The organism is Ancylobacter sp. 3268, assembly GCF_031456575.1.
In the GTDB taxonomy this organism is placed as follows: Bacteria; Pseudomonadota; Alphaproteobacteria; order Rhizobiales; family Xanthobacteraceae; genus Ancylobacter.
The window spans coordinates 444,956-461,158 of the sequence record NZ_JAVDUX010000001.1 but is presented as its reverse complement, the minus strand read 5'-3'; the positions used below and the strand labels follow the sequence as shown (position 1 = coordinate 461,158).

At 69.1% G+C, this 16,203-nt stretch carries 11 protein-coding genes; 7 read left to right on the top strand and 4 right to left on the bottom strand.

The window, feature by feature from the left end; all coding sequences use genetic code 11:
• Positions 1 to 49 precede the first annotated feature (49 nt).
• From J2X65_RS02170 to putA, 3 genes are all read right to left on the bottom strand, one after another.
• Positions 50 to 853 carry a carbon-nitrogen hydrolase family protein gene (locus J2X65_RS02170; protein ID WP_310197322.1) on the bottom strand — a complete coding sequence of 268 codons (804 nt, stop codon included), beginning with the start codon at positions 851 to 853 and terminating at the stop codon, positions 50 to 52.
• Positions 853 to 1,908 (bottom strand): agmatinase, encoded by a 1,056-nt coding sequence (gene speB, locus J2X65_RS02165; protein ID WP_310197320.1) that lies wholly within the window; start codon positions 1,906 to 1,908, stop codon positions 853 to 855. The genes J2X65_RS02170 and speB overlap by 1 nt, the downstream gene beginning before the upstream one ends.
• Positions 1,909 to 2,004: 96 nt before the next feature.
• The gene (gene putA / locus J2X65_RS02160) at positions 2,005 to 5,838 is read right to left on the bottom strand and encodes a trifunctional transcriptional regulator/proline dehydrogenase/L-glutamate gamma-semialdehyde dehydrogenase (protein WP_310197317.1); all 3,834 of its coding nucleotides are present in this window, start codon (positions 5,836 to 5,838) and stop codon (positions 2,005 to 2,007) included.
• 197 nt (positions 5,839 to 6,035) lie between these two features.
• On the opposite strand from putA, the gene J2X65_RS02155 reads away from it, so the two are divergent.
• Positions 6,036 to 7,067, top strand: a complete 1,032-nt coding sequence (locus J2X65_RS02155) for an LLM class flavin-dependent oxidoreductase (RefSeq protein WP_310197314.1) — start codon at positions 6,036 to 6,038, stop codon at positions 7,065 to 7,067.
• On the opposite strand, the gene J2X65_RS02150 is transcribed toward J2X65_RS02155, so the two are convergent.
• Complete coding sequence (locus J2X65_RS02150; protein ID WP_310197311.1) at positions 7,022 to 7,996, bottom strand: DMT family transporter; 975 nt, start codon at positions 7,994 to 7,996, stop codon at positions 7,022 to 7,024. The genes J2X65_RS02155 and J2X65_RS02150 overlap by 46 nt on opposite strands.
• Before the next feature lie 99 nt (positions 7,997 to 8,095).
• Here J2X65_RS02150 and kdpF point away from each other — a divergent pair, with 99 nt between their 5' ends.
• Genes kdpF through J2X65_RS02120 form a run of 6 tightly spaced genes read left to right on the top strand, consistent with a single transcriptional unit; the run spans position 8,096 to position 16,183 of the window.
• Entirely contained in the window at positions 8,096 to 8,413 is a 318-nt protein-coding gene (kdpF, locus tag J2X65_RS02145) for a K(+)-transporting ATPase subunit F (RefSeq protein WP_310197307.1), read from the top strand.
• Positions 8,414 to 8,432: 19 nt separating this feature from the next.
• On the top strand, positions 8,433 to 10,142 hold the full coding sequence (gene kdpA, locus J2X65_RS02140; protein WP_310197305.1) for a potassium-transporting ATPase subunit KdpA: 1,710 nt from the start codon (positions 8,433 to 8,435) through the stop codon (positions 10,140 to 10,142).
• 13 nt (positions 10,143 to 10,155) lie between these two features.
• On the top strand, positions 10,156 to 12,207 hold the full coding sequence (kdpB, locus tag J2X65_RS02135) for a potassium-transporting ATPase subunit KdpB (RefSeq protein ID WP_310197303.1): 2,052 nt from the start codon (positions 10,156 to 10,158) through the stop codon (positions 12,205 to 12,207).
• A 2-nt stretch (positions 12,208 to 12,209) separates the two neighbouring features.
• Complete coding sequence (gene kdpC / locus J2X65_RS02130; RefSeq protein WP_310197301.1) at positions 12,210 to 12,779, top strand: potassium-transporting ATPase subunit KdpC; 570 nt, start codon at positions 12,210 to 12,212, stop codon at positions 12,777 to 12,779.
• 15 nt (positions 12,780 to 12,794) lie between these two features.
• A complete protein-coding gene (locus tag J2X65_RS02125) occupies positions 12,795 to 15,503 on the top strand; it encodes a sensor histidine kinase KdpD (RefSeq protein ID WP_310197299.1) in 2,709 nt (902 codons plus the stop codon).
• A complete protein-coding gene (locus J2X65_RS02120; protein ID WP_310197297.1) occupies positions 15,500 to 16,183 on the top strand; it encodes a response regulator in 684 nt (227 codons plus the stop codon). The genes J2X65_RS02125 and J2X65_RS02120 overlap by 4 nt, the downstream gene beginning before the upstream one ends.
• Positions 16,184 to 16,203: the final 20 nt, after the last annotated feature.

Below are 16,203 nucleotides of genomic sequence, written 5' to 3'. Positions count from 1 at the left end.
GTTTTGAGCCGGAACGGGTCGGCGATCGGCGGCGCCGGCGAAGGGACGATCAGTCGGCGACCAGCGGGCCGTAGAGTTCGGGCCGCCGGTCGGCGAGATGCCGGTTGGCCGCGCGCGCGGCCCTGAGCGCCGCCGGGTCGAGATCGGCGAAGATCAGCCCATCCTCGTTGCCGGCGATCACCAGATGGCCGCCGGTCGGCTCGCCGACGCAGCTCATGCCGAGATAGTCGAGCTCGCCTTCCGATCCGATGCGGTTGGCATAGGCGACATAGACGAGGTTCTCGAAGGCGCGGGCCGGCACCACCACGTTCGAGACGCCGACGAACGGCTTCATATTGGCGGTCGGCACCAGGATCACGTCGGCACCGGCGAGCGCCAAGGCCCGCGCCGCCTCCGGAAACTCGATGTCGTAGCAGATCAGCAGGCCCACCTTCAGCCCGGCGATCTCGGCGACCTCCCCGAGGCCATCGCCGGCCGCGAACATGTCGCGGTCGAGCGAACCGTAGAGATGCGTCTTGCGGTAGGTGAGCCGCACGGCGCCGGTGCGGTCGACCAGCCGCGCCGCATTGTAGATCTCGCCGCCGGGCCCGCGCTCGGGATAGCCATAGGCCAGCGCGATGCCGTGCCGGCGGGCGAGGATGGCGGCATGCCGGGCGGCGGGGCCGTCCGGTGCCTCGGCCCGCGCCTGCAGCGCGGCGCGGCCGATATTGTAGCCGGAGAGGAACATTTCCGGCGCCAGCAGCAGATCGGCGCCGGAGGCGGCGGCGTGCTGCGCCGCCGCGCCGAGGCGGTCGAGATTGGCGGCGGGGTTGCCGTGCCGATCCCCGGCGGTCTGCAGCATGGCGAGGCGCATCAGAGTTCCTTTCGCGCCTTCAGCGCCGTCACCGACAGGCAGAAGATCTCGAACAGCACCTGCGCGGCGGCATGGGGCGTGTTGGAGGTCGGGTCGTATTGTGGCGCCACCTCGACCACGTCGCCGCCCACCACGTCGAGCCCGTTGAGGCCGCGCAGCAGCTCCAGCACCTCACGCGAGGTGAGGCCGCCGATCTCCGGCGTGCCGGTGCCCGGCGCGAAGGCGGGATCGAGGCTGTCGACGTCGAAGGAAACATAGACCGGCCCGTCGCCGAGCACCTGCTTGGCCTTGGCGATGATCGCCGGCACGCCGAGCCCGGTCACCTCCTCGGCATGGATCACCGTCATGCCGCTCTCATAGGAGAACTCCCACAGAAACTCCGCCCCGCCGCGAATGCCGATCTGGATGGTGCGCTCGGGATCGAGCACGCCGTCGAGCACCGCGTTGCGGAACGGCCCGCCATGGTGGAACTTCGCGCCCTCATAGGTGCCCGAGGTGTCGCAATGGGCGTCGATGTGCAGCATGCCGACCGGCCGCTTCTCGCCGACCGCCTTCAGGATCGAGCCGGTGATCGAGTGGTCGCCGCCCACCGAGAGCGGGATCACCCCGGCCGCGACGATCTTCTTGTAGAACGCCTCGATGTCGGCGTGGCAGGCATCGAGGCTGAAGCGCGAGCGGAACGGCACGTCGCCGATATCGGCCACCTTCACCTCGGCGGCGGGCACCATGCCGAGCACATGCTCATAGGGGCCGATGCGCTCGATGGCCCGCACCGCGCGCGGCCCGAGCCGGGCGCCGGCGCGGTTGGTGACGCCGAGGTCCATCGGCACGCCGATCAGCGCCATGTCGAGACCGCCGAAATCGGCGAGTTCCTGCACGTCCGGCCGGTAGGGAGTGTCGAGCAGGGTGGCGGCGCCGGCCCATGGCCAGACCCGCTTCTCGCCGTCCTTGAACTGCAATTCGGCGACGCGCTTGAAAGTGGGGTCGTAGACGACGCCGCCGGCGACGTCGGCATATTTCGCCCGCAATTTCGCGAGCTTGTCCTGGTCCGACATGAGGCCCTCATCGAGAAAGGATGCGGGCAATCTAGCCGGCCCGACGCAAGCCGGGGAGGGGGCGGGGGGCCGTCGCCGCCATTTATCTGTGCGTCCTCAGCCGATGCTCATCAGGCTGGCATTGCCGCCCGCCGCCGCGGTGTTGGTGCTCACCGAGCGCTCCAGCACCAGGAGGTCGAGCGGATAGCTCGCGCCGCGCGCCAGGTCGTCGTGATTCAGCCCATGCACCAGCACGATCGGCCCCTCGCGGGCGGCTATGGCCTCGTTCAGCGCCCGCAGCGCATCGCCGTCGCCCTCGAACAGCACGGCGTCGAACTCTGCCGTGCCGATGTCGTCGGTCGCCGTTACCAGCCGCTTCAGTGCCTCCGGCAGCGCCGGCGGGGTGGCGGTGCCGAGCAGCGCGCGATTTCCCGTCGCCAATGCGGAGCACACCTGCACGGCAAGTCCCGCCTGCGTCTGGGCGAGGCACAGCACCGTGCCGCGCGGCGCGAGTTCATAGGCGTTGCGCTCGCCTACCGGGCCGGGCAGCACGCTCAAAGCCGGCAGAACCGGCGCCTCGAGCACCGCCCCGCACAGCGCCCGCGCCGCCGGATCGTCAATGAAATCCGTCCACAGCCGCGCCGCCTCGGTCGCCGCCGCCGATACCACCGGTCGGCCGGATGCCGGACGCGTCGCCAGCAGTCGGCCGAGATAGAGCGGCCCGCCCGCCTTCGGCCCGGTGCCGGAAAGCCCGTGCCCGCCAAAGGGCTGCACCCCCACCACCGCGCCGATGATGTTGCGGTTCACATAGATGTTTCCGGCCTCGATACGCGCGGTCACCTGCGCGATGGTTTCGTCGATGCGGGTGTGCAGGCCGAAGGTGAGGCCGTAGCCGGTGGCGTTCACCGCCGCGATCAGCGCGCCGATTTCCTCGCGCCGGTAGCGCAGCACATGCAGCACCGGGCCGAACACCTCGCGCGTCAGCGCGGCGATGTCGGCGATCTCGATCAGCGTCGGCGGCACGAAGCTGCCATGGGCGCAGTCCTCCGCCAGCTCCAGCTGTTCCACCGCGTGGCCGGCCCGCCGCATGCGCTCGATATGCGCCTCGATGGTCGCCTGCGCCTCATGGCTGATCACCGGCCCGACATCGGTCGAGAGATGCACGGGATTGCCGATGGCGAGCTCGTGCAGCGCGCCCTTGAGCATGGTCAGGGTCCGGTCGGCGATGTCCTCCTGCAGGCACAATATGCGCAGCGCCGAGCAGCGCTGGCCGGCCGAATCGAAGGCGGAGGCGATCACATCCGCCACCACCTGCTCGGCCAGCGCCGAGGAATCGACGATCATCGCGTTCTGCCCGCCGGTCTCGGCGATCAGCGGGATCGGCTGGCCCTCCGGCGTCAGGCGCCCGGCGAGCTGGCGCTGGATCAGCCGCGCCACCTCGGTCGAGCCGGTGAACATCACGCCGCGGGTGCGGGCATCGCCCACCAGCGCCGCGCCGACATCCCCCGCGCCGGGCAGCATTTGCAGCGCTCCCGCCGGCACCCCGGCCTCGCGCAGCATCTTCACCGCCGCGAAGGCGATCAGCGGCGTCTCCTCCGCCGGCTTGGCCAGCACCGGGTTGCCCGCCGCCAGCGCCGCCGCGACCTGCCCTGTGAAGATCGCCAGGGGGAAGTTCCACGGGCTGATGCACACCACCGGCCCCAGCGGGCGATGCGTGTCGTTGGAGAAGGTTTCGCGCACCTGCGCACCGTAATAGCGCAGGAAGTCGACCGCCTCGCGCACCTCGCCCACCGCATTGGGATAGGACTTGCCGGCCTCGCGCACCACGATGCCGATCAGCTCCGGCATGCGCGCCTCGAGGGCGTCGGCGGCGCGCAACAGGCAGGCAGCCCGCTCCTCCGGCGTGGTGGACTGCCAGATCGGCGCCGCCGCCACCGCCTGCTCCATGGCGCGGGCGCAGATTTCCGGTGTCGCGTCCTCCACCGTGCCGACGAGGTCGCGCCGGTCGGCGGGGTTACGGATCTCCCGCGGAACCCCCTCGACCGGCCCATCGCCCAGCAGCGGCACCGCCTTCAGCGGTTGCGCCGAGCCAGCGAGCAGCGCCGCCGCCAGCGAGGCGAGCCGCTGCTCGTTGGAGAGGTCCAGCCCCTGCGAATTCTTCCGCTCCTCGCCGAACAGCTCGGCCGGCGCGGCGATCTTCGGATGCGGCGCGCCCACCGGCTCGATACGGGCGGCGACCTCGGCCGGCGCCTCGACCAGCTCGTCGATCGGCACGTTCTCGTCGGCGATGCGGTTGACGAAGGAGGAGTTGGCGCCGTTCTCCAATAGCCGCCGCACCAGATAGGCCAGCAGCGTCTCATGCGTGCCGACCGGCGCATAGATGCGGCACGGCCGGTTCAATCTGTCCTTGCCGACCACTTCCTCGTAGAGCGGCTCGCCCATGCCGTGCAGGCACTGGAACTCGTATTGCCCGCCATAATAGTTCGGCCCGGCGAGCTCATGGATGCTAGCGAGCGTCTGCGCGTTATGGGTGGCGAATTGCGGGAACACCGCATCCGCCGCGCCGAGCAGCTTGCGGGCGCAGGCGATATACGAGACGTCGGTGTGCACCTTGCGGGTATAGACCGGGAAGCCCTCCAGCCCGTCCACCTGCGCGCGCTTGATCTCGCTGTCCCAATAGGCGCCCTTCACCAGCCGGATCATCAGCCGGTGACCGGAGCGGCGGGCGAGGTCGATCAGGAAGTCGAGCACATGGGGGCAGCGCTTCTGATAGGCCTGCACCACGAAGCCGATGCCGTTCCAGCCGGCAAGGCTCTCCTCGAAGCACAGCGCCTCCATCAGGTCGAGCGACAGCTCCAGCCGGTCGGCCTCCTCGGCGTCGATGTTGAGGCCGATGTCGTAATGGCGGGCGAGGCGGGCGAGCGAGACCACGCGCGGCAGCAATTCGCCCATCACCCGCTCGTATTTGGCGCGGGAGTAGCGCGGATGCAGCGCCGAGAGCTTGATCGAGATGCCCGGCCCCTCATGGATACCGCGTCCGGCGGAGGCCTTGCCGATGGCGTGGATCGCCTGTTCATAGTCGGCTAAGTACCGCGCCGCATCCGCCGCCGTGGTCGCCGCCTCGCCGAGCATGTCGAAGGAGTAGCGGAAGCCCTTGGCCTCCATGGGGCGCGAGTTCGCCAGTGCCTCCGAGATGGTCTGGCCGGTGACGAACTGCTCGCCCATCATCCGCATGGCGACGTCGACGCCCTTGCGGATCAGCGGCTCGCCGCCGCGGCCGATCAGCCGGGTCAGGGCGCCGGTGAGCCCCGTCTCGCTGGAGGTGGTCGTCAGCTTGCCGGTTAGCACCAGCCCCCAGGTGGCGGCGTTGACGAACAGGGACGGCGAGTGGCCGACATGCGCCTGCCAGTCGCCACGGCCGATCTTGTCGCGGATCAGCGCGTCGCGCGTCGCCCGGTCGGGAATGCGCAGCAGCGCCTCGGCAAGGCACATCAGCGCGACGCCCTCCTGGCTGGAGAGCGCATATTCGTGGATCAGCCTCTCGACCGGCCCCTTCTGCCCCTTCTCGCGTAGCGCGGCGACGAGCGAACGAGCCCGTGCCTTCACGGCCTCGGCGCGGGCGGGAGGCAGCGTCGCGGCCGGCAGCAGCATGGAGACCGCCTCGGTCTCCGGCATGCGGTAGGCGCCGGTGATGCGGGCGCGCAGCACGCTCTGCGGCTTCACCCCGCGCGCGAAGGGCAGGAACGGGCTCTCCGTGTCGGCGGCGTGGGCGAGCGCCTCCGCGTCCGCCGGCTCGGGGTCGATCGGCAGTCCCTGCTCGATGCGCTCGACCATGCCGACCACCGCCTGCTTGAGCAGGGAATGCGGCGTACGCCCCTCGCTCTCGGCGGCAGCCTTCAGCCGCGCGCGCAGCTCCTCGTCGATCTTCAGCCCGATGGTGGTGGTCGCCATGGTTGCCCTCGCCGCATGGGGTGTCGCTGCCTGTCGGATAGCACGGGTTGCACCTTTCTCGCAATGAGGTGCAACCCCGCTTCCCGCCGGGTGGAGCGCGGCGTGAATTGTCCCCATCGTACACCTCACCGGCCTTGCGCGGCGGGCGATCGGGCTTACCTGATTTTGCTGACAGTCATCAGCCAACGGGCCTTGCCATGAGCTCTCCCGCCCTCCATGTGCCGCTCTCCGTGCTCGATCTGTCCTTCATCGTCTCCGGCGGCACCGGGCCGCAGGCGCTGGCCGGCACCATCGATCTCGCCCGCCATGTCGATGGCCTCGGTTACCGGCGTTTCTGGGTGGCCGAGCATCACAACCTGCCCTCGGTCGCCTCCGGCGCGCCGGACATCATGTCCGGCCAAATCCTTGCGGCGACGAAGAAAATCCGCGCCGGCTCCGGCGGCGTCATGTTGCCCAACCATTCGCCGCTTATGGTGGCGGAACGCTTCAAGGTGCTGGAGGGGCTGTATCCCGGCCGCGTCGATCTCGGCCTCGGCCGCGCGCCGGGCACCGACCAGCTCACCGCGCTCGCCCTGCGCCGCCGCCGCGACATCGAGCCTGGCGACGATTTTCTCGAGCGTTTGAAAGAGCTTATCGCGTGGGACACCGGCGGCTGGCCGGACGACCACCCCTTCCGCGCCATCTCGGTGATGCCCATTGACGTGCCGCTGCCGCCGATCTGGCTGCTCGGGTCGTCCGGCTACAGCGCCCGGCTCTCGGCGCAGCTCGGCCTCGGCTTCGCCTTCGCGCACCACTTCGCCACCCATGACGTGCTCGACGCAATGTTGAGCTACCGCAAGGACTTCCGCCCGTCGCCGGAGCTTGCGAAGCCGCATGCGATCCTCGCATTGGCGGTGGTCTGCGCCGACACCGACGCCGAGGCGGAATATCTCGCCGGCAGCATCGACCTCTCGCATCTGCGCCGCCAGCAGGGCGAATACCGGCCGATCCCGTCGCCAGAGGAGGCGGCGGCATTTCCTTATACGGAAGCCGACCGCCGCTTCATCGCCCGCAATCGCGCGCGGGTGCTGGTCGGCGGCCCGGCAAAGGTCGCGCAGGGCCTCGCCCGCTTCGTCGAGACCACGCAGGCGGACGAGCTGATGATCACCACCGCCATCCACGATCTCGCGGCGAAGAAGCGCTCCTACGAGCTGCTGGCGGAGATGGCGGGGGCGGGCGTCCCCGTCTGACGCGCGGTGCGCGTCACCAGCCAGATGCCCAGCGCGATCGGCAGAATGCCAACGATATCAAGGGGCGGCACCGGTTCGCCGAGCAGCAGCCAGCCGAAGAACAGCCCCAGCGGTGGCATGGCGAAATGCAGGCTGGAGGCGGCCGTCGCGCTCGATCTGGTGAGCAGATAGAACCACAGCCCGTAGCCGCCGATCGACACCGCGAAGACGAGGAACCCCAGCCCGATCAGGAAGCCGCGGGTGACGTGCAGGTCGGCGAGGCTCTCCGTCGCCGCCGCGAAGGGCAGCAGCACCAGCGCCCCGGTAAGGCACTGGATGGCGTTGCCGGTCCACACCCCGCCGCGCGGCTTCAGATATTTGAACGCCAGCGTGCCGAAGGCCAGCCCGAGCATGCCGATGCCGATCAGCACGGTGCCGAAGGCATCCTCATGCCCGCCCGCGAGGCGCGAGCGCAGCACGATCACCACGCCGAGCAGCCCCAGCCCCAGCCCGATCCATTTGGTAAGGTTCAGTCTTTCGCCGAGCAGCGGGCCGGCGAGCAGCGCCACCACCAGCGGATTGCAGCTGATGAGCACCGCATTATAGGCCGACGAGGTCATGGTCAGCCCGATCCAGTTCACCCCGAGATAGACGGCGTTGTTGAGCACGCCGCACAGCATCAGCGCCAGCACGTCGCGCCGGCGCATGCTGGCGAGCCGGGAGCGCCCGTCCACCTTGACGGCGAGCGCCATCATGATGCCGCCGGCCAGCGTCAGCCGCACCACCAGCAGGATCAGCGGCGGGCAGTCATTGAGCGCCATCTTGGCGAAGGCGAAGGCCGAGGACCACAGCAGGCAGAACACCAGCACCAGCAGCAGCAGGGAGCGGCCCGACAGCGCGGCGGCGGCCGGCGCGGCGATCTGACCGCTCGAAGAGGTTCCCTGGCTCATTTCTGCGTCCCTCGGCACGCGGCGACATTGGTTCGGCGCGGACCATAGGCGAGGGCGGCGGCATCGGAAAACGAGATGTTCCGATAGGCGCCATTCGGGATGCTTATGGCGATCCCGCCGCATGTCGCCGTTTCTTTACGCTTTCCTTATGCCGCGCCCGTGCATCCGCAATCGAAACCTGACCCGTCTTCGGAGCAGTCTCCCGCGACCCTGCAAACCTTGGGAGCTCTGCCATGGCAGACGTCATTTTTCTCCTTGTCGGCATCGCCGCGCTCGCCGCCCTCGGCGTCTATGCGCGCCTTCTCGCCCGGCTCACGTGAGGCGGCGATCATGATCGAACCAGTCCTCGGGCTCGCCGTGGCCGTCGCGCTCGGCTTCTACCTCGTGGTGACGCTCCTGCGTCCCGAACGTTTCTGAAACGACGGGAGAGAACAACATGACCCTCGTCGGATGGGCGCAGATCGCCGCCCTGTTCCTCGCCGTGCTCCTCACCGTCAAGCCGCTCGGCCTCTACATGGCCCGGGTCTTCGCGGGCGAGCGCACCTTCATGACCCCTGTCCTCGCCCCGGTCGAGAAGGGCTTGTACCGCCTCGCCGGCATCGATGAGACCCGCGAGCAGGGCTGGCTCTCCTACAGCTTGGCTATGCTGGCTTTCTCGGTGATCGGCTTCGTGTCGCTCTACGCGATCATGCGGCTGCAGGATGTGCTGCCCTTGAACCCGCAGGGCTTCCCGGCGGTGCCGCCGGATCTCGCCTTCAATACCGCGGTCAGCTTCCTCACCAACACCAACTGGCAGAACTATGCCGGCGAGACCACGATGAGCCATCTCACCCAGATGGCCGGGCTCACCGTGCACAACTTCACCTCGGCGGCCACGGGCATCGCGCTGGCCATGGCCGTCACCCGTGCCTTCGCCCGCTCCAGGGCGGCGACGCTCGGCAATTTCTGGGTCGATCTCGTCCGCGCCAATCTCTATGTGCTGCTGCCCTTCGCGGTGGTGACCGCGCTCGCCTTCGTCGCCATGGGGCTGCCGCAGACGCTCGATGCCTCGGTCACCGCCACCACGCTGGAAGGCGCGCAGCAGACCATCGCGCTCGGCCCGGTGGCCAGCCAGGAGGCGATCAAGCAGATCGGCACCAATGGCGGCGGCTTCTTCAACGTCAACGCCGCGCATCCGTTCGAGAATCCGACGGCACTGTCGAATTTCCTCAACATCTACGTCATGCTCGCCGTCTCGGCGGCGTTGGTCTACACCTTCGGTCAGATGGTCGGCGACCGGCGCCAGGGCTGGGCGTTCCTCGCCGCCATCGCCGTGCTGCTGATCGCCGGCGTCGGCGCCGTCTATTGGGCGGAGACCTACGGCAACCCGATCCTGACCAGCCTCGGCCTCGATCCGTCCATGGGCAACATGGAGGGCAAGGAGGTGCGCTTCGGCCAGTCGGCCAGCGCTCTCTATGCGGCGGTCACCACCGGCCTGTCGGATGGCGGCGTCAACGCCATGCACGGCTCGTTCACCGGGCTCGGCGGCCTGGTGCCGATGTTCCTCATCCAGCTCGGCGAAGTGCTGCCGGGCGGCACCGGCTCCGGCCTCTACGGCCTCATCGTCTTCGCGCTGCTCGCGGTGTTCGTCGCCGGCCTGATGGTCGGTCGCACGCCGGAATTCCTCGGCAAGAAGATCGAGGGCCGCGAGATGAAATACGCCGTGCTGGCGATCCTCATCCTGCCTCTCGCCATTCTCGGCTTCGCCGCGGTCTCGGCCATGCTGCCCTTCGCGGTGGCGAGCATCGGCACGCCCGGCCCGCACGGCCTGTCGGAGATCCTCTACGCCTTCACCTCGGCGGCGGGTAACAACGGCTCGGCCTTTGGCGGCCTCACCGGCAACACGCCCTGGTACAACACCACCCTCGGCATCGCCATGCTGCTCGGCCGCTTCGCCTATGTCATTCCGGTCATGGCGCTCGCCGGTTCCATCGCCGCCAAGGTGAAGGCACCGACGTCGGCGGGCACCTTTCCCACCCATACGCCGCTGTTCGTCGGCCTGTTGATCGGCATCATCCTGATCCTGGGCGGCCTGCAATTCTTCCCCGCACTCGCCCTCGGGCCGATCGTCGAGCATTTCGCCATGCTCGCCGGCCAGACGTTCTGAAGGTTCCCCAATCATGTCGTCGCAAAAGACGTCTTCCCACGCGCCGGCGGCGCCCGGCCTTTTCGCTCCGGCGATCCTGGGGCCGGCGGTGGTCGCGGCCTTCCGCAAGCTCGATCCGCGCCAGCTGATGCGCAATCCGGTGATCTTCGTCACTGAAGTGGTGGCGGCGCTCGTCACCCTGCTGTTCGTCCGCGATCTCGCCGCCGGCGGCGATGCCGGCTTCTCCGGCCAGATCGCCGCCTGGCTGTGGTTCACCGTGCTGTTTGCCACCTTCGCCGAATCCGTGGCCGAAGGCCGCGGCAAGGCCCAGGCCGACAGCCTGAAGCGGGCTCGCTCCGAACTCTCGGCGCGGCTGAAGCACGAGGGCAGCCGCATCGAGACGGTGCCCGCCGCCACGCTCAAGATCGGCGATGTGGTCATCGTAGAGGCCGGCGAACTGATTCCCGCCGATGGCGAGGTCATCCAGGGCGTCGCCTCGGTGAACGAGAGCGCCATCACCGGCGAATCCGCCCCGGTGATCCGCGAGGCCGGCGGCGACCGTTCCGCCGTCACCGGCGGCACGCAGGTGCTGTCGGACCGGATGCTCATCCGCGTCACCGTGGCGCCGGGCGGCGGCTTCGTCGACCGCATGATCGCGCTGATCGAGGGCGCCAAGCGGCAGAAGACCCCGAACGAGATCGCGTTGTCGATCCTGCTCTCGGGCCTGACGCTGATCTTCCTCATCGCCGTCGTCACCCTGTGGGGCCTCGCCGGCTATTCCGGCACCGTGCTGTCGGTCACCGTGCTTGCCGCGCTCCTGGTGACGCTGATCCCCACCACCATTGGCGGCCTGCTCTCGGCCATCGGCATCGCCGGCATGGACCGGCTGGTGCGCTTCAACGTCATCGCCACCTCCGGCCGCGCGGTGGAGGCGGCGGGCGACGTCGATACGCTGCTGCTGGACAAGACCGGCACCATCACCTTCGGCAACCGCATGGCGACCGACTTCCTGCCGGTGCCTGGCGTCACCGAGAAGGCGCTGGCGGAGGCGGCACTGCTCGCCAGCCTCGCCGACGAGACGCCGGAAGGCCGCTCCATCGTCGCCTTGGCGACGGGCGAATACCGCGTGCCGGCGCCGACCGCGCAGCCCGACGCGGTGATCCCCTTCGCCGCCGAGACCCGCCTGTCGGGCATCGATCTCGGCGCCCGCAAGCTGCGCAAGGGGGCGGTCGATGCGGTGCTGCGCTTTGCCGGCGTCGAGGAGGCGCGGGCACCGGAAGCCTTCCGGGCCGCGGTGGACCGCATCGCCCGCACCGGCGGCACGCCGCTCGCGGTGGCGGAGGGTGACCGGCTGCTCGGCGTGGTGCACCTGAAGGACGTGGTGAAGCCCGGCATCAAGGAGCGCTTCGCGCAGATGCGCGCCATGGGCATCCGCACGGTGATGGTGACCGGCGACAACCCGGTCACCGCCGCCGCCATCGCCTCGGAGGCCGGCGTCGACGACTTCCTCGCCCAGGCGACGCCGGAGGACAAGCTCGCCTATATCCGCAAGGAGCAGGAGGGCGGCCGGCTGATCGCCATGTGCGGCGACGGCACCAATGATGCGCCCGCGCTCGCCCAGGCCGATGTCGGCGTCGCCATGCAGACCGGCACCCAGGCCGCGCGCGAGGCCGCCAATATGGTCGACCTCGATTCCTCGCCCACCAAGCTCATCGAGATCGTCGAGATCGGCAAGCAGTTGCTGATGACGCGCGGCTCGCTGACCACCTTCTCGATCGCCAACGACGTCGCGAAATATTTCGCGATCATCCCTGCGCTGTTCGTCGCCACCTATCCCGGCCTGAACGCGCTCAACATCATGGCGCTGTCCTCGCCGCAGTCGGCGATCCTGTCGGCGGTGATCTTCAATGCGCTGATCATCATCGCGCTGATCCCCCTCGCCCTGAAGGGCATCTCCTACCGGCCGTCCGGGGCCGCCGCGCTGCTGCGGCGCAACCTGCTCGTCTACGGCGTCGGCGGGCTGATCCTTCCCTTCATCGGCATCAAGCTGGTCGACCTCGCCGTCACCGCCCTGCACCTGGTGTGATCATGTTGAAGCATTTTCGTCCTGCGATCGTCCTCACCATACTTCTCACTGCACTGCTCGGGCTCGCCTATCCGCTTGCCATAACCGGCATCGCCAGTGCCGCATTGCCCGGCCAGGCGGGCGGCAGCCTCGTCATGAGAGACGGCACCTTGGTCGGCTCGGCGCTGATCGGGCAGAACTTCGCGTCCGAGCGCTATTTCTGGCCGCGGCCCTCTGCAACCTCGCCGGATCCCTACAATGCCGGCGCCTCCTCCGGCTCCAATCTCGGCCCGACGGCCGCGAAACTGAAGGACCGCGTCGCCGCCGATATCGAGAAGCTGCGTGCCGCCGGGATCGGGGGGGCAGTGCCGGCCGATGCCGTCACCACCTCCGGCTCCGGCCTCGATCCGGACATCTCGCCGGACTTCGCCCGCGCTCAGGTCGCCCGTGTCGCCAAAGCGCGCGGCCTCGATGCCGCGCGGGTCGACGCCCTCGTCGATGGCGTGCTTCAGGGCCGCGAACTCGGCTTCCTCGGCGAGCCGCGGGTCAATGTGCTAAGGCTGAACCTCGCGCTCGACAATCTGAAGAGCTGACGGGATTTCAACGAGATGGCGGCAACGGAGCCCCGTGACGAGGGCAGGCCGGATCCGGATGCGCTCCTGGCGTCGATGCGCCAGGAGACGCGTCTCGACGGCAAGCGCGCGGACGGCCGTGGCCGCCTCACCATCTTTCTCGGCGCCGCTCCGGGCGTGGGCAAGACCTATGCGATGCTCGCCCGCGCCCGCAAGCTGAAGGCCGATATCGTGGTCGGCCTCGCCGAGACCCACGGCCGTTCCGAGACCGCCGAACTGCTTGACGGCCTCGAAATATTGCCGCGCCGGCGGGTGCCCTATAAGGGCCGCGTCATCGAAACCTTCGACCTCGATGCCGCGCTCGCCCGCAAGCCGCGCATCCTCATCCTCGACGAGCTCGCCTCCTCGAACCCGGAAGGCTCCCGCCATCCCAAGCGCTTCCAGGACATCGAGGAACTGCTCGCCGCCGGCATCGACGTCTGGACGGCGCTGAACATCCAGCACCTCGAAAGCCTCGCCGACGTGGTGGCCAACATCACCGGCATCCGCGTGCGCGAGCAGGTGCCGGACACCGTGCTGCAGAAGGCCGACGAGATCATCCTCGTCGACCTGCCGCCGGCCGAGCTGATCGACCGGCTGAAGGAGGGCAAGGTCTATCTGCCGGAGAGCGCACGCCGTGCCTCCGAGCGCTTCTTCCGCCTCGGCAACCTCACCGCGCTGCGCGAGCTCGCCTTGCGCCGTACCGCCGACCGTGTCGATGACGACATGGTCGACTACCTCAAGGGCCACGCCATTGAGGGCGCGTGGGCCTCGGCCGAGCGGCTGCTGGTCTGCGTCGGCGCCGACGCGCTGTCCGAGAAGGTGGTGCGCGAGGCAAGCCGGCTCGCCTCGGGCCTCAACGCCGCATGGACGGTGGTGTCGCTGGAGCGAGCCGACAGCGAGCCGGGGGAGGGCGCCCCGGCGCGCATCGACGAGTTGCTGCGCCTTGCCGAAAGGTTGGGGGCGGAGACACAGCGCATCACCGCCAATGACTTCGTCGCCGAGCTGATCCGTCTCGCGCGTCGCGAACACGTCACCCAGATCGTCATCGGTGCGCCGGCCCGCCGCCGCTGGACGTTCTTCCGGCGCCATTCGCTCGCCGACGCGATCGTCGCCCACGTGCCGGGCATCGCGGTGCATGTCGTTACCGGCGATCAGGCCGAGGCACCGGCGGACCGGCCGCACCGCCACGCTCGACCCGCGCGGGAACTGATCCGCGCGGCCGCCTATGCTCTCGGCAGCACCAGCGCGGCGGCGTTGATCGCCGCCGGCATCGAGCGGGCGGTGCCGCTCTCCAATGTCTCGCTGCTGTTCCTTATGGCGGTGGTGGTCTCTGCCATTCGGGCCGGCTACAGCGCCGCATTCCTGGCCGCGGTGCTGTCGGGGCTCGCCTACAACTTCCTGTTCATCCCGCCGCTCTACACCTTCACCATTGCCTCGCCGCACGAGGTGTTCGCGTTCATCGTGTTCCTGCTGGCGGCGCTGCTCGCCGGCGGACTCGCCTCGCGGGTGAGCGAGCAGGCGCGAGCCGCCCGCGCCCGCGCTGCCGCTCTGCAATCGCTCTACGACTTTTCGCGCAAGCTCTCCGGCAATGCCGAGGCCGATGACGTGTTGTGGGTGGCGGTCTCGCAGCTTCATGAGAGCTTCAACCGCCCGGCGGTGATTCTGACGCAGCAGGATGGCGCCGTGGCGCTCGCCGCCGCCTGGCCGCCCGATGCGGATCTTGATGTCGGTGACATGAGTGCCGCCCGCTGGGCGTTTGAACACAAGGAGCCTGCCGGCCGCGACACCGGCACGCTGCCCTCCAGCCATTGGCAGTTCCGCCCGATGACCAGCCCGCACGGCGTGGTCGGCATTCTCGGCCTGCGCTGGGATGCCGAGCCCTTCGACGGCGCCGCCGAGCCGATGCTGGCGGCGATCATGGATCAGACCGCCATCGCGCTCGACCGCGCCCGCCTGGCCGAGCAGAGCATCGCCCAGGCCGCGCGCCTGCAGGGCGATAGTCTGCGCACGGCGCTGCTCTCCTCGATCTCGCACGATCTGCGCACCCCGCTCGCCACCATCACCGGGGCGGTGACCAGCCTGCGCCAGCTGGGCGACCGCATGGACAAGGCGAGCCGCGACGATCTGCTCGCCACCATCGAGGAGGAGGGGGCGCGCCTGTCGCGCTTCGTTTCCAACCTTCTCGACATGACCCGCATCGAGGCCGGCACGCTGGAGACCCGCCGCGACTGGATCGAGGTCGGCGACGTCATCCGCGCCGCGGTGGAACGTTGCACGCGCTATTACCCGCAGCTAGCCATTGACGTGTCGATCGCCGCCGATTTGCCGCTGATGCAGGGGGACAGCGTGCTGCTCGGGCAGGTGCTGTTCAACCTTCTCGACAACGCGGCCAAATACGCCGCCGGCGAGCCGGTGAAGATCTTCGCGCGGACCGAAGGCGGCGAAATCGTCATTTCCGTCACCGATTCCGGCAAGGGCATCGCACCGGGAGACCTCGACAAGGTGTTCGAAAAGTTCTTTCGTCCGGGCACACCGGACGGGCGCCCGCCCGGCACCGGGTTGGGACTTTCGATCGCGCGAGGCTTCGTCGACGCCATGGGAGGCACCATCAAGGCCGAAAGCCCGGCCACGCGGCGGCGCGGCACCCGCATGGTGCTGCGCTTCCCGGTGCCTCCTGGTGAGGCGAGGACCCCGACCCCATGAGCGACCGCATCCTCGTCGTCGACGACGAGCCGCAGATCCAGAGATTCCTCAGGCCGGCGCTCACCGCCGCCGGCTATGACGTGGTGGAGGCGGCAACCGGTGCGGCGGCGCTGAAGGCGGCCGCTACCGCCGCGCCGGATGTCGTCATCCTCGATCTCGGACTGCCGGACATGGACGGCAAGGAGGTGGTCGCCCAGCTGCGCGGCTGGTCGAGCGTACCGATCATCATCCTGTCCGCCCGCGACCGCGAGAGCGAGAAGATCGCCGCCCTCGATCTCGGCGCCGACGATTATGTCGAGAAGCCCTTCGGCATTGGCGAACTCACCGCCCGCATCCGTGCCGCGCTCCGCCATCGGCTCGCCGCCGAGGCGGAGGCGGATCATGTCGAGATCGACGGCCTCGTCATCGATACGCTGCGCCGCCTCGTCACCCGTGACGGCGTGCCGGTGAAGCTCACCCCGAAGGAATACGACCTGCTGGTGCTGCTGGCGCGCCATGCCGGACGGGTGGTCACTCACCGCACGCTGCTGACCTCGATCTGGGGCCCGGCCCATGGCGAGGACTTGCACTATCTCAGGGTGTTCATCGGCCAGCTGAGGGCCAAGATCGAGCGAGACCCGGCCCAGCCGGCAATCCTGCGCACCGAGCCGGGCGTCGGCTACCGCTTCATGGCGGAGTGAGCGTCTCTAGGGTCGCTGCT